The organism is Pseudomonas sp. 1, from assembly GCF_056626735.1.
This window is the reverse complement of sequence record NZ_JBWXMQ010000014.1, coordinates 151,572-165,457: the sequence shown is the minus strand read 5'-3', so window position 1 is coordinate 165,457 and position 13,886 is coordinate 151,572. Positions and strand designations below refer to the sequence as shown.

The 13,886-nt window shown below is 60.3% G+C and carries 13 protein-coding genes; 10 read left to right on the top strand and 3 right to left on the bottom strand.

The window, feature by feature from the left end:
• Positions 1–133 precede the first annotated feature (133 nt).
• The 3 genes from AC1MDC_RS21180 to AC1MDC_RS21170 are packed head-to-tail and all read left to right on the top strand — an operon-like array spanning position 134 to position 3,975.
• Complete coding sequence (locus AC1MDC_RS21180) at positions 134–874, top strand: gluconate 2-dehydrogenase subunit 3 family protein (protein WP_085696520.1); 741 nt, start codon at positions 134–136, stop codon at positions 872–874.
• 2 nt (positions 875–876) lie between these two features.
• Positions 877–2,661 (top strand): GMC family oxidoreductase, encoded by a 1,785-nt coding sequence (locus AC1MDC_RS21175; protein WP_480393597.1) that lies wholly within the window; start codon positions 877–879, stop codon positions 2,659–2,661.
• A 12-nt stretch (positions 2,662–2,673) separates the two neighbouring features.
• The gene (locus AC1MDC_RS21170) at positions 2,674–3,975 is read left to right on the top strand and encodes a c-type cytochrome (protein ID WP_480393596.1); all 1,302 of its coding nucleotides are present in this window, start codon (positions 2,674–2,676) and stop codon (positions 3,973–3,975) included.
• Positions 3,976–4,028: 53 nt separating this feature from the next.
• On the opposite strand, the gene AC1MDC_RS21165 is transcribed toward AC1MDC_RS21170, so the two are convergent.
• Complete coding sequence (locus AC1MDC_RS21165; RefSeq protein WP_085702215.1) at positions 4,029–4,331, bottom strand: hypothetical protein; 303 nt, start codon at positions 4,329–4,331, stop codon at positions 4,029–4,031.
• A gap of 234 nt (positions 4,332–4,565) precedes the next feature.
• On the opposite strand from AC1MDC_RS21165, the gene AC1MDC_RS21160 reads away from it, so the two are divergent.
• From AC1MDC_RS21160 to AC1MDC_RS21150, 3 genes are all read left to right on the top strand, one after another.
• Positions 4,566–5,624: a PA0069 family radical SAM protein gene (locus tag AC1MDC_RS21160; protein WP_085702216.1), complete on the top strand. Its 1,059-nt coding sequence runs from the start codon at positions 4,566–4,568 to the stop codon at positions 5,622–5,624.
• Positions 5,625–5,863: 239 nt separating this feature from the next.
• Entirely contained in the window at positions 5,864–6,595 is a 732-nt protein-coding gene (locus tag AC1MDC_RS21155; RefSeq protein WP_085696528.1) for a carbonic anhydrase, read from the top strand.
• A 90-nt stretch (positions 6,596–6,685) separates the two neighbouring features.
• Positions 6,686–8,212: a SulP family inorganic anion transporter gene (locus AC1MDC_RS21150; protein WP_085702217.1), complete on the top strand. Its 1,527-nt coding sequence runs from the start codon at positions 6,686–6,688 to the stop codon at positions 8,210–8,212.
• A gap of 51 nt (positions 8,213–8,263) precedes the next feature.
• On the opposite strand, the gene AC1MDC_RS21145 is transcribed toward AC1MDC_RS21150, so the two are convergent.
• Positions 8,264–8,896 (bottom strand): hypothetical protein, encoded by a 633-nt coding sequence (locus tag AC1MDC_RS21145; protein ID WP_007953981.1) that lies wholly within the window; start codon positions 8,894–8,896, stop codon positions 8,264–8,266.
• Positions 8,897–9,265: 369 nt separating this feature from the next.
• On the opposite strand from AC1MDC_RS21145, the gene coxB reads away from it, so the two are divergent.
• The 4 genes from coxB to AC1MDC_RS21125 all read left to right on the top strand — a co-directional run bounded on the left by coxB (position 9,266) and on the right by AC1MDC_RS21125 (position 13,662).
• Positions 9,266–10,393, top strand: a complete 1,128-nt coding sequence (gene coxB / locus AC1MDC_RS21140) for a cytochrome c oxidase subunit II (RefSeq protein ID WP_227234036.1) — start codon at positions 9,266–9,268, stop codon at positions 10,391–10,393.
• Positions 10,394–10,475: 82 nt separating this feature from the next.
• Positions 10,476–12,068 (top strand): cytochrome c oxidase subunit I, encoded by a 1,593-nt coding sequence (gene ctaD, locus AC1MDC_RS21135; protein WP_085696532.1) that lies wholly within the window; start codon positions 10,476–10,478, stop codon positions 12,066–12,068.
• A 129-nt stretch (positions 12,069–12,197) separates the two neighbouring features.
• On the top strand, positions 12,198–12,749 hold the full coding sequence (locus tag AC1MDC_RS21130; protein WP_011331799.1) for a cytochrome c oxidase assembly protein: 552 nt from the start codon (positions 12,198–12,200) through the stop codon (positions 12,747–12,749).
• A 25-nt stretch (positions 12,750–12,774) separates the two neighbouring features.
• Positions 12,775–13,662 (top strand): cytochrome c oxidase subunit 3, encoded by an 888-nt coding sequence (locus AC1MDC_RS21125; protein ID WP_085690430.1) that lies wholly within the window; start codon positions 12,775–12,777, stop codon positions 13,660–13,662.
• An 8-nt stretch (positions 13,663–13,670) separates the two neighbouring features.
• On the opposite strand, the gene AC1MDC_RS21120 is transcribed toward AC1MDC_RS21125, so the two are convergent.
• A complete protein-coding gene (locus tag AC1MDC_RS21120) occupies positions 13,671–13,874 on the bottom strand; it encodes a twin transmembrane helix small protein (protein ID WP_227234035.1) in 204 nt (67 codons plus the stop codon).
• Positions 13,875–13,886: the final 12 nt, after the last annotated feature.

Here is a 13,886-nt window from a genome sequence, read left to right as displayed (position 1 = left end):
TACCATTTGTCACATGATGTTGCAGACGCGTCCCCTCTTTCCCTGTCATTCCGGCCACGTCGCAGCCAGAAAATTCTTGAGTCGTTCGCAGAAACGGCTGACAACCATCAATGCCTGATGAGGTGCATCCCCCATGTCTGATGAAGATCGAGACAACCCGCGGCGTGACTTTTTGCGCAAATCCCTGACCCTGATTCCGGTCGTCACCCTCGCCGGCAGCGGTCTGGGCAGCACGGTGCTGCAAGCCGCGCCTGAAAGCGCGCCTGCCCCGGCAAAAGCGGCCGCCGTTGAAGCCAGCCCTTATCAGCCGAGCTACTTCACTGCCGAAGAGTGGGCGTTCATCAATGCCGCTGTCGCGCAATTGATCCCCAACGATGCGCAGGGTCCGGGTGCACTCGAAGCCGGCGTGCCGGAATACATCGACCGTCAGATGAACACGCCGTACGCCGCCGGTGCCCTTTGGTACATGCAGGGCCCGTTCAATGCCGACGCTGCGCCAGAGATGGGCTGGCAGAGCAAACTGGTGCCGAAAGAGATCTATCGCCTCGGCATCGCCGCCACGGATCAGTGGGCAAAATCCATCAACGGTAAAACATTTGCCGAGCAAGACAGCGCTACCCGAGACGATCTGCTCAAGCAGCTTGAAGCTGGAACACCGCAATTCGACGCTGTTCCGGCGAAGATTTTCTTCAGTCTTTTGCTGCAAAACACCAAGGAAGGGTTCTTCTGCGACCCGATCCACGGCGGCAATAAAGGCATGGTCGGCTGGACCATGATCGGCTTCCCCGGCGCCCGCGCCGATTTCATGGATTGGGTGGAACGCAACGAGCAGTACCCCTTCCCGGCAGTTTCGATTCGCGGCGAGAGGGCGTGAGCATGGCAACGGTAATGAAGAAGGTCGACGCAGTGATCGTCGGTTTCGGCTGGACAGGCGCGATCATGGCCAAGGAGCTGACCGAGGCAGGCCTCAACGTGCTGGCGCTGGAACGCGGGCCGATGCAGGACACCTACCCGGACGGCAACTATCCCCAGGTGATCGACGAACTCACCTACAGCGTGCGCAAAAAACTCTTTCAGGACATCTCCAAGGAAACCGTCACCATCCGCCACAGCGTCAACGACATCGCCCTGCCGAACCGCCAGTTGGGCGCGTTCCTGCCGGGCAATGGCGTGGGCGGCGCCGGGCTGCACTGGTCGGGCGTGCACTTTCGCGTCGACCCGATCGAGCTGCGCATGCGCAGCCACTACGAAGAGCGCTACGGCAAAAGCTTTATCCCCAAGGACATGACCATCCAGGACTTCGGTGTCAGCTATGAAGAGCTGGAGCCGTTCTTCGACTTCGCCGAAAAAGTCTTCGGCACCTCCGGCCAGGCCTGGACCGTCAAAGGCCAGTTGGTCGGTCAGGGCAAGGGCGGCAACCCGTACGCCCCGGATCGTTCGAACCCGTTTCCACTGGAAGCGCAGAAGAACACGGTTTCCGCACAGCTGTTCGGCAAAGCGGCTACGGAGGTGGGTTACAAACCCTACAACCTGCCTTCCGCCAATACGTCGGGTCCGTACACCAATCCTTACGGCACACAAATGGGTCCGTGTAACTTCTGCGGTTTCTGCAGCGGTTACGTCTGCTACATGTACTCCAAAGCGTCGCCGAACGTGAATATTCTGCCGGCGCTGAAGCCGCTGCCGAACTTCGAACTGCGGCCCAATGCCCACGTTCTGCGGGTCAACCTCGACAGCACGAAAACCAAAGCCACCGGCGTCACCTACATCGACGGCCAGGGCCGCGAGATCGAGCAACCGGCCGATCTGGTAATCCTCGGCGCGTTCCAGTTGCACAACGTGCGCCTGATGCTGCTCTCCGGCATCGGCAAACCGTACGACCCGGTCAGCGGTGAAGGCGTGGTCGGGCGCAACTTCGCTTACCAGAACATGGCCACCATCAAGGCGTTCTTCGACAAGGACACCCACACCAACAATTTCATCGGCGCCGGCGGCAACGGTGTGGCGGTGGATGACTTCAACGCCGACAACTTCGATCACGGACCACACGGTTTCGTCGGTGGTTCGCCGATGTGGGTCAACCAGGCCGGCAGCCGACCGATCGCCGGCACCTCCAACCCGCCGGGTACGCCGGCCTGGGGCAGCGCGTGGAAACGCGCGACCGCCGATTACTACACCCACCAGGTGTCGATGGACGCCCACGGTGCGCATCAATCCTACCGTGGCAACTACCTCGATCTGGATCCGGTGTACCGCGATGCCTACGGCATGCCGCTGCTGCGGATGACGTTCGACTGGCAGGAAAACGACATCAAGATGAACCGCTTCATGGTCGAGAAAATGGGCAAGATCGCCGAGGCCATGGGCCCGAAGGCCATCGCCGTGATCGGCAAGAAGGTCGGCGACCACTTCAACACTGCGTCGTACCAGACCACCCACCTCAACGGTGGCGCGATCATGGGCACCGATCCGAAGACCAGCGCGCTCAATCGCTATCTGCAGAGCTGGGACGTGCACAACGTGTTCGTTCCGGGCGCCTCGGCGTTCCCGCAAGGCCTGGGTTACAACCCGACTGGCCTGGTCGCCGCGCTGACCTACTGGTCGGCGAAAGCGATTCGCGAGCAATACCTGAAAAACCCCGGCCCGCTGGTTCAGGCTTAAGGAGCGATGACCATGAAAACTCTCGTTATCGCGACCCTGGCCCTGCTCGGCAGCACGGCCGTTCATGGCGCCGAAGTTGATCAATCCCTGATCAAACAAGGCGAATACCTGGCCCGCGCCGGCGACTGTGTGGCCTGCCACACGGCCAAGGACGGCAAGCCGTTCGCCGGTGGCCTGCCGATGGAAACCCCGATCGGCACGATCTACTCGACCAACATCACCCCGGACAAAACCGGCATCGGTGATTACAGCTTCGAGGACTTCGACCAGGCCGTGCGGCATGGCGTGGCCAAAAACGGCAGTACCTTGTACCCGGCGATGCCGTACCCGTCCTACGCCCGCGTCAGCGAAACCGATATGCAGGCGCTCTACGCCTACTTCACGCACGGCGTTGCCTCAGTGGCACAGGAAAACAAAGCCAGCGATATTCCGTGGCCACTGAGCATGCGCTGGCCGCTGACGGGCTGGCGCTGGCTGTTCGCGCCGAAAGTCGAGGATTACAAAGCCGCGTCGGACGATGCCGTGGTCAGCCGTGGGGCGTATCTGGTGGAAGGCCTCGGACATTGCGGCGCCTGCCATACGCCACGAGCCCTGACCATGCAGGAAAAATCCCTGAGCGCGGCCGAAGGCAACAGTTTTCTGTCAGGCAGTGCGCCGCTGGAAGGCTGGATCGCCAAGAGCCTGCGCGGCGACCACAAGGACGGTCTCGGCAGCTGGAGCGAAGAGCAACTGGTGCAGTTCCTCAAGACCGGTCGCAGCGACCGCAGCGCGGTGTTCGGCGGCATGAGCGACGTGGTCACCCACAGCATGCAGTACATGACCGACGCCGACCTGACCGCGATTGCCCGTTACCTGAAATCGCTGCCGGCCAATGACCCTGCCGACCAGCCGCACCAGTACGACGAGAAAGCTGCCAAGGCCTTGTGGAACGGGGATGACAGCCAACGTGGCGCGTCGGTGTACATCGATAACTGCGCGGCATGCCACCGTACTGACGGCCACGGCTACACCCGGGTGTTCCCGGCGCTGGCGGGCAACCCGGTGCTGCAATCGGATGACCCGACGTCGCTGATCCACATCGTGCTCAAGGGCGGTACCCTGCCGGCAACGCACACGGCGCCGTCCACCTTCACCATGCCTGGCTTCGCCTGGCGCCTGTCGGATCAGGAAGTGGCGGATGTGGTGAGCTTTATTCGTGGAAGTTGGGGTAACAAGGCATCGGCCGTTACAGCCAAAGATGTTGCAAAGTTACGCACGGACGACATGACCACCACATCAACCGACGATCTTGGACAAGTCACCAGTCATAACTAAAAAAAACAACCCCTGCATGAATAAACATGCAGGGGTTATATATTCAACCGCTGTTACGGATTGGTAATGCTGACGTAGGCTTTAGCCAGGGCAATCAGTTTGGCTCGATCCTGCTCACCCACTTCTCCGTCCCGATCCACATCGTGATTCAAACGGTCAAGACTGAAGGTACGCCCGCCGTCGCTGGACGTAGCGGTAACAAAAATCGGGTCCACCAGCATTTCAGTCTGCTGGCGAGCCTCGGCATCCCAGCCCAGTTCCTTGCGCGCCAGTTGCATGGAAACCAGTGTATTGGGCTCCGAAGGACCGGGTTGCATCATTTGCAGAAAAATTCCACGAGAATTAAAAAACGACATTATCAAATCCCTTTGTCTTTCATTTGATCAAGTGTTGTAAAGCGAAGTGGATGCTAGGGATATCAACAACAAACCACCAGCCAACTTGTGTTTCTTTAATTTGCACTCGAATAAAGTTCGTTATTTAAATAGGTAAGTAACTAACCCTGTCAATTATCAATCGACGCCGAACGGTAGTGGATCATCCGGCCTTCGACGGATACTGTATGCATATACAGATCAAGGAAACCCGTCATGACCACCCCCTTGCCCCCGCGCGGTCGCGGCACCGCCACCAACCCGCACAACCGCTTTGCGCCGAGTCGTTCGGTGGCCGAGGATGACGGCTGGTATCAGGAAGTACCCGTGACCCAGGGCACCGAAGTCAGTTTTGAAACCGCGAAGACCATCATCACCCGCAACACCTCGCCAGACCTGCCCTTCGACCGTTCGATCAATCCCTATCGCGGCTGCGAGCATGGCTGTATTTATTGCTACGCACGGCCCAGCCACGCCTATTGGGACATGTCGCCGGGGCTGGATTTCGAAACGAAGCTGATCGCCAAGACCAACGCCGCCCAGGTGCTGGAAGAACAGCTGGGGAAAAAAGGCTACCAATGCGCGCCGATCAACCTTGGTTCCAACACCGATCCCTATCAGCCGATCGAACGTGAACACCGGATCACCCGCCAGACCCTCGAAGTACTGCTGCGCTACCGGCATCCGGTGACCATCGTCACCAAGGGTTCGCTGATCCTGCGCGATCTCGACCTGCTCACCGAACTGGCGCAACAGCGGTTGGTGGCAGTGATGATCAGCCTCACGACCCTGGATGATGAACTCAAACGCATCCTCGAACCCCGCGCCGCCGCGCCCAAGGCCCGGCTGCGGGCGATCCGGGTCATGCGCGAGGCAGGGATTGCGGTGGGTGTGCTGTGTTCACCGATGATTCCGATGATCAACGACAGCGAAATCGAAAGCCTGCTGACCGAAGCCCATGCCGCCGGCGCCCAGAGCGCAGCCTACATGATGCTGCGGCTGCCGCTGGAAGTGGCGCCGCTGTTCGAGGAGTGGCTTGAGGCTCACTACCCGCAGCGCGCTGCCCATGTACTGAGCCTGATTCGCCAGAGCCGTGGCGGCGAGCTGTACGACAGCCGTTTCGGCGCCAGGATGCGCGGTGAAGGGCCGTTTGCCGACCTGCTCGCCCAGCGTTTCGCCAAAGCATTGAAACGCCTTGGGCTCAATCATCGCGAAGGCTTCAACCTCGATTGCACGGCCTTCTGTCCGCCGGGGCGCCAGATGGCGCTGATTTAGAAATTATTGGCCCTCTGATTGAGAGGAAGGAATGCCAGGCCCGGTTTACGTCAGTCACGTTTTTTGTGACCTGGAACACACGTTCTAGAGCGCTTCATTCAGTTTGAGTTAAGTTTCGGCGGTTACCTTGTTCATCGAGTGACTGATGGGTCGGGATGGCCCGGATGTTCTGAACAGCCACTGGCTTCACACCGGAATACACGGGAACGACTCCCCGAATCCGCCAATGAGGATGAATCATGAGTGACAAGGATAATCAGCCGTTGGCTGCGTCGGCGCCAGCCGCCTCCGTGGCGGAATCCGCCGATGCAGCGTTGAAGCATATCGTTGACGGCTTTTTGCATTTTCATCATGAGGTCTTCCCGCAGCAGGAAGAACTCTTCAAGAAACTCGCCACGGCCCAGTCGCCAAGGGCGATGTTCATCACCTGCGCCGACTCGCGCATCGTGCCCGAACTGATTACCCAGAGTTCGCCCGGCGATCTGTTCGTGACCCGTAACGTCGGAAACGTCGTGCCACCCTACGGCCAGATGAACGGCGGCGTTTCCACCGCCATCGAATACGCGGTACTGGCCCTTGGCGTGCAGCACATCATCATTTGCGGCCATTCCGATTGCGGCGCCATGCGCGCAGTGCTCAATCCGGGCAGCCTGGAAAAAATGCCGACGGTCAAAGCCTGGCTGCGCCACGCCGAAGTGGCGAAAACCATGGTGCATGACAACTGCAACTGCACCGACGAAAAAGAAAGCATGCCGATCCTCACCGAGGAGAACGTCATCGCCCAACTGCAGCACTTGCGTACCCATCCTTCGGTAGCCTCGCGAATGGCGAACGGTCATCTGTTCATCCATGGCTGGGTCTACAACATCGAAACCAGCGAAATCAAGGCTTACGACGCGGATCAGGGTTGCTTCCTGCCGCTCGACGGCAGCCATCCGATCCCGGTGGCGACGCCCAAAGCGCGCTTCTGAATCCTCCTAAAAATCTGTGTGGTTTGACGCCGGCCGCTGTTTCAGCGGCCCGGCATCGCCACGCCTGAAGAAAACTTCGGGAGTATCGCCATGCGTGCGGCTCAATTGAAAGCTGTGTTGCCACGGGAGCTGCTCGCTTCAGTGGTTGTGTTTCTGGTCGCCCTGCCGCTGTGCATGGGCATTGCCATTGCGTCAGGGCTGCCGCCGGCCAAAGGCCTGATCACCGGGATCATCGGCGGTCTGGTGGTGGGCTGGCTGGCGGGTTCGCCGTTGCAGGTCAGCGGGCCGGCGGCGGGTCTGGCGGTGCTGGTGTTCGAGCTGGTGCGCCAGCACGGCATCGAAATGCTCGGGCCGATCCTGCTGCTCGCCGGTTTCCTGCAACTGGTAGCGGGACGCCTGAAACTCGGTTGCTGGTTCCGGGTCACGGCGCCAGCGGTGGTATACGGCATGCTTGCCGGGATTGGCGTGCTGATCGTGCTCTCGCAGGTGCATGTGATGCTCGACGCTTCGCCCAAACCCTCCGGCCTCGACAACCTCACGGCTTTCCCCGGCGCGGTGGCGCAGGCCTTGCCGTCCGTTGGCTGGCAGGCCGGGTTGCTCGGGCTGTCGACCATCGCCGTGATGTGGCTGTGGGAGAAATTCCGCCCGCATTCGCTGCGCTTCATTCCGGGTGCATTGCTCGGTGTCGGCCTGGCGACAGGTGCCAGTCTGCTGCTGGCGTTGCAGGTCAAACGTGTTGAAGTGCCGGCGAATCTGGCCGAAGCCATCGACTGGCTGAAACCGGCGGATCTGCTCAGTCTGGCTGACCCGACGCTGCTGATCGCCGCGTTCGCCGTGGCCTTCATTGCCAGCGCCGAAACCCTGCTGTCCGCCGCCGCAGTGGATCGCATGCACAGCGGCCCGCGTTCGGATTTCGACCGTGAACTGTCGGCACAAGGCGTCGGCAACATGCTCTGTGGTCTGGTCGGCGCCCTGCCGATGACCGGGGTGATCGTGCGTAGTTCGGCCAACGTCCAGGCCGGTGCCACCACGCGTTACTCAACGATTTTCCATGGCCTGTGGCTGCTGGCCTTCGTGCTGTTGCTGTCGAGCCTGTTGCAGAGCATTCCGGTGGCGAGTCTGGCGGGCGTCCTGGTCTACACCGGCTTCAAACTGGTGGATCTCAAGGCGTTCCGTGGTCTGGGCCGCTATGGCCGGATGCCGATGTTTACCTACGCCGCCACGGCGCTGGCGATCATCTTCACTGACCTGTTGACCGGCGTGCTGATCGGTTTCGGCCTGACCCTGGTGAAACTGGCGTTCAAGGCCTCGCGCCTGAAAATCAGCCTGATCGATCTGCCGCAGGAAGGTGAAATGGAGTTGCGTCTGGTGGGCGCGGCAACGTTCCTCAAAGTGCCGGCACTGACTCAGGTGCTGGGCAGCATTCCGCCTGGCACGACGGTGCATGTGCCGCTCAACAATCTGAGCTACATCGACCATTCGTGTCTGGAACTGCTCGAAGAGTGGGGCCGGGCGAATGCGGCCAAGGGGGCGAAACTGTTGATCGAGTCGCGCGGGTTGAAACGCAGGCTTGAGGGACGGATCCGCACCACCACCGGGATCGGTGCGGCGGGCTGAAAACATTTGGGGGAACAGAGCAATCTGTTCCCCCAATCGTTTGCGCAGAGATCAAGCCGCAGGCTGATCCAGCTCCAGGCCCACGCCCAGACGGCGGCTCATGCACGGCCAGCGTTTCCACGCCGCACCGGTGTCCGGGCTGCTGAGTTTCTCGCGGTAGGCTTCCACCGACTCCAGCGCAAAGCTGTCGTCGTCGAGCATGCTGTCCACTGCGTGATGCACCACTTCGTCGAGTTGGTTGGCAAACTCCTCACCGATCAACTGGTGAGCAATCAGATTGGCGACCGTCATGTCCAAGGGGATCAGTGGCTGGCCGAAATGCTTGATGTACAGGTCGTTGACCTCTTCGACAAAACGGTGTGCCAGATAGGCCTCGTCCAGCAGACTGTCCAGGCCCACGGGCGGCTGGATGAAGTACTGTTCGGCGATTTTCAGCACCGGTTTGATCTGCGACTCGATTCCCGCTTCCCTGGCGACTTCATTGGCTGCATCCAGCAGGTCTGGCACTTCGTCGATGTAGGCGGCGACAAAACGCGTCAGCACGCCGTTGGCGTCGGTTTCCGGCAACTGGATGGCCGGATGCAGGTGTTGCAGTTGGGCTTCCAGCTGACGGGTCAGCTTTCCGGTTTCAATCTCGTGTTGTCGGGCTATATGTATTTGCTCGCGCAATGCGGCGGTGTTCATGAAAACTCCAGGAAACAAGGCAATGAAATAGGGAAGACATAACTTAGCTGGCTTACGAAAAATGCTAAGACGCATTTGTCATAATTATTTCATCCTTGATGCACCGGCGTTATATCGGTTTGCCACCACTCGTCTGCATCCTTCTCCATCCGTGCCCTTGAACGCAAGTGCCAGCTGTTTCATTCGATTTACGTCCGCACATTGCATTTTTCAGCGGCTGTCTATACTCGCCAATGAATGGAGTTAGCTGATGACGCCCGACTGCCCACGCAGCAAGGCCCGGCGATTCAAGTTCGTAGTCTGATGCAGCCGCTCCCTTGCCTCTGGTGAAAGCCGGCGGGATAACAAGAACGATAAGGGGAACCCGCAATGATGCGACATCCACACGTCTGGATGGGCCTCCTGTTGTGGTCGATTTTCAGCCCGGCGCAAGCTGCCTGGACTGTGAATATGGCGCCTGGAGCGACTGAAATCAGTCACGCAGTATTCGACCTGCACATGACCATTTTCTGGATCTGTGTGGTAATCGGGATCATCGTCTTCGGCGCCATGTTCTGGTCGATGATGGTGCACCGCCGTTCTACCGGGCAGGTCGCCGCAAAATTCCACGAAAGCACCACCGTCGAAATTCTCTGGACCGTCGTCCCGCTGCTGATCCTGGTGGCGATGGCCGTTCCGGCGACCGCGACCCTGATCAAGATGTACGACACCAGTGAGCCGGATATCGATATCCAGATCACCGGCTATCAGTGGAAGTGGCACTACAAATACCTGGGCCAGGACGTCGAGTTCTTCAGCAACCTGGCCACGCCCGCCGAACAGATCCACAACAAGGAAGCCAAGGGCGAGCATTACCTGCTCGAGGTCGACAAGCCGCTGGTGCTGCCCACCGGCGCCAAGGTGCGCTTCCTCGTGACCTCCGCTGACGTGATCCACTCCTGGTGGGTGCCGGCCTTCGCGGTCAAGCGCGATGCGATTCCCGGATTCGTCAACGAAGCCTGGACCCGCATCGACAAGCCCGGCATTTACCGAGGCCAGTGCGCCGAGCTGTGCGGCAAGGATCACGGCTTCATGCCGATCGTGGTCGACGTCAAAGAGAAGGCCGATTACGACAAATGGCTCGCCGAACGCAAGGCCGAAGCGATGCAGCTCAAGGAGCTGACCAGCAAGGAATGGACCCTCGACGAGCTCAAGGAACGTGGCGACAAGATCTACCACACCACCTGCGTCGCCTGTCACCAGGCTGAAGGCCAGGGCCTGCCGCCGATGTTCCCTGCGCTCAAGGGCTCGAAAATCGCCACCGGTCCGAAAGAGGCGCACCTGAGCATTGTCTTCCACGGCAAGCCCGGCACCGCCATGGCGGCGTTCGGCAAGCAACTCTCGGAAGTCGATATCGCAGCGGTCGTGACCTACGAACGTAACGCCTGGGGCAACAACAAGGGCGACATGGTCACGCCAAAAGAAGTGCTGGAGCTGAAACAGGCGGAAAGCAAATGAGCCGGTCTATTGCGTACTTCGTGAACCGGTCGGAGCCCTGCGTTCCGGCCTGCCCAGTCCACTCACATGAAGGAGACCGGCCATGAGCGCTGTCATCGATGACCACGGTCATGCCGACCACGACCACGCACACGGCCCCGCCAAAGGCCTGATGCGCTGGGTACTGACCACCAACCACAAGGACATCGGCACGCTGTACCTGTGGTTTGCGTTCTGCATGTTCCTGCTCGGCGGCTCGTTCGCCATGGTGATCCGCGCCGAGCTGTTCCAGCCCGGCCTGCAGATCGTCGAGCCGGCGTTCTTCAACCAGATGACCACCATGCATGGCCTGGTCATGGTGTTCGGTGCGGTGATGCCGGCGTTCGTCGGTCTCGCCAACTGGATGATCCCGTTGATGATCGGCGCGCCGGACATGGCCCTGCCGCGGATGAACAACTTCAGCTTCTGGCTGCTGCCGGCCGCGTTCCTGCTGCTGGTCTCGACCCTGTTCACCCCCGGTGGCGGGCCGAACTTCGGCTGGACGTTCTATGCCCCGCTTTCCACCACCTACGCGCCGGAAAGCGTGACGTTCTTCATCTTCGCCATCCACCTGATGGGGATCAGTTCGATCATGGGCGCGATCAACGTGATCGCCACCATCCTCAACCTGCGCGCCCCCGGCATGACCCTGATGAAAATGCCGCTGTTCGTCTGGACCTGGCTGATCACCGCGTTCCTGCTGATCGCGGTGATGCCGGTGCTGGCCGGGTGCGTGACGATGATGCTGATGGACATCCACTTCGGCACCAGCTTCTTCAGTGCCGCCGGTGGCGGTGACCCGGTGCTGTTCCAGCATGTGTTCTGGTTCTTCGGCCACCCCGAGGTGTACATCATGATCCTGCCGGCCTTCGGTGCCGTCAGCCAGATCATCCCGACCTTCTCGCGCAAGCCGCTGTTCGGCTACACCTCGATGGTCTACGCCACGGCGAGCATCGCGTTTCTGTCGTTCATCGTCTGGGCGCACCACATGTTCGTGGTGGGCATTCCGCTGGTGGGCGAGTTGTTCTTCATGTACGCGACGATGCTGATCGCGGTGCCGACCGGGGTGAAGGTGTTCAACTGGGCCAGCACCATGTGGCAGGGTTCGATGACCTTCGAGACACCGATGCTGTTCGCCGTGGCGTTCGTGATCCTGTTCTCCATCGGCGGTTTCTCCGGGCTGATGCTGGCCATCGCGCCGGCGGACTTCCAGTACCAGGACACCTACTTCGTGGTGGCGCACTTCCACTACGTACTGGTGCCGGGAGCGATCTTCGGGATCTTCGCCTCCGCCTATTACTGGCTGCCGAAATGGACCGGCCACATGTACGACGAAACCCTGGGCAAGCTGCACTTCTGGCTGTCCTTTGTCGGCATGAACCTGACGTTTTTCCCGATGCACTTCGTCGGCCTGGCGGGCATGCCCCGGCGGATTCCGGACTACAACCTACAGTTCGCCGACTTCAACATGGTCTCGTCGATCGGCGCGTTCATGTTCGGCGCCACGCAGATCTTCTTCCTGTTCATCGTGATCAAGACCATCCGTGGCGGCGAACCGGCTCCGGCCAAACCGTGGGATGGCGCCGAAGGTCTGGAATGGAGCGTGCCGTCACCGGCGCCGTATCACACCTTCACCACGCCGCCGGAAGTGAAATGAATACTTTCTGCCTTGTGGAAACTCCTGTGGGAGCGGGCTTGCCCGCGATGACGGCCTGCCTGAAACACCGCGTCGGCTGCATCGCTGGCAAGCCGGCTCCCACAGGGTTCTCGGCCGAGGGCAAGGATCATGGCTGACTCGATTTCGATGAAGAAGCTGGTCACCCGACTGCTCGGCGTGGTGGTGGCGATGTTCGTCTTCGGTTTTGCCCTGGTGCCGATCTACGACGTGATGTGCAAGGCCTTCGGCATCAACGGCAAGACCGCCGGGCAGTACGAGGGCGAGCAGACCGTCGATGCTTCGCGGCAGGTCCGGGTGCAGTTTCTGTCGACCAACACCGCCGACATGCCGTGGGATTTCTATCCCAAGCATGACGAACTCACAGCCAACCCCGGCGCGGTGAACGAGATGATCTTCATCGCGCGCAACCCCACCGACAAACCGATGAGCGCGCAAGCGGTGCCGAGCATCGCGCCGAGCAATGCAGCGGCGTATTTCCACAAGACCGAATGCTTTTGTTTTACCCAGCAGGTGCTGCAGCCCGGTCAGCAGATCGAGATGCCGGTGCGTTTCATCGTTGACCGCGACATGCCCAAGGACGTGAAGCACCTGACGCTGTCCTACACGCTGTTCGATATCACCGCCCGACATCCTCCGGTGGCTGCAAACACTGGCGGTTAAGCGTGCCCGATAAGGAGAACAATAAATGGCAACTCATGAGCACTATTACGTCCCGGCCCAGAGCAAGTGGCCGATCGTGGCCACGGTGGGGATGTTCGTCACCGTGTACGGTCTGGCGACCTGGTTCAACGATCTGAAGGCAGCGCGTCCGGAATCCCACGGCCCGCTGATCTTTTTCGTCGGTGGGCTATTGCTGGCGTACATGCTGTTCGGCTGGTTCGGCGCGGTGATCAAGGAAAGCCGAGCGGGGTTGTACAGCCCGCAGCTGGACCGCTCGTTCCGCTGGGGCATGAGCTGGTTCATCTTCTCCGAGGTGATGTTCTTCATCGCCTTCTTCGGCGCGCTGTTCTATGTGCGGCACGTCTCCGGCCCGGCACTGGGCGGCGAAGGCACCAAAGGCATCGCCCACATGCTCTGGCCGAACTTCCAGTTCACCTGGCCGCTGCTGCACACGCCGGATCCGAAACTGTTCCCGCCGCCCAAGGAAGTCATCAGCCCCTGGGGCCTGCCGCTGATCAACACCATTCTGCTGGTGAGCTCCAGCGTGACCATCACCATCGCCCACCACGCGCTGAAGAAAGGTCATCGCGGCGCGCTGAAACTGTGGCTGGCGATCACCGTGCTGCTGGGTTGCGCGTTCCTTGGCTTCCAGGCCGAGGAATATATCCACGCCTACCACGAACTGGGGCTGACGCTCGGCTCGGGCATCTACGGCGCGACGTTCTTCATGCTCACCGGTTTCCACGGCGCCCACGTGACCATCGGCACGATCATTCTGTTCGTGATGCTGATGCGCATCATGAAGGGCCACTTCGACAACGAACATCAGTTCGGCTTTGAAGCAGCGAGCTGGTACTGGCACTTCGTCGATGTGGTGTGGATCGGCTTGTTCATCTTCGTTTACGTGCTCTGAGGATCAACCTACCAAGGCGCGTGCGACACCAGTTGGCCGCTGTAGAAACCCCAGGCGATCAGGCCGACGGTGACGGCGGCCAACGTCACCCGAACACTCAAGGCGATCACCAGGCGATTCGAGCTGCTGTCGTCCTTGACCAGGAAAAACAGGCCGCTGAACAGGCTGAGCACCGTGGCAATCAGCATCAGGACGATGGCTGCTTTGAGCATGGGAAGAACTCC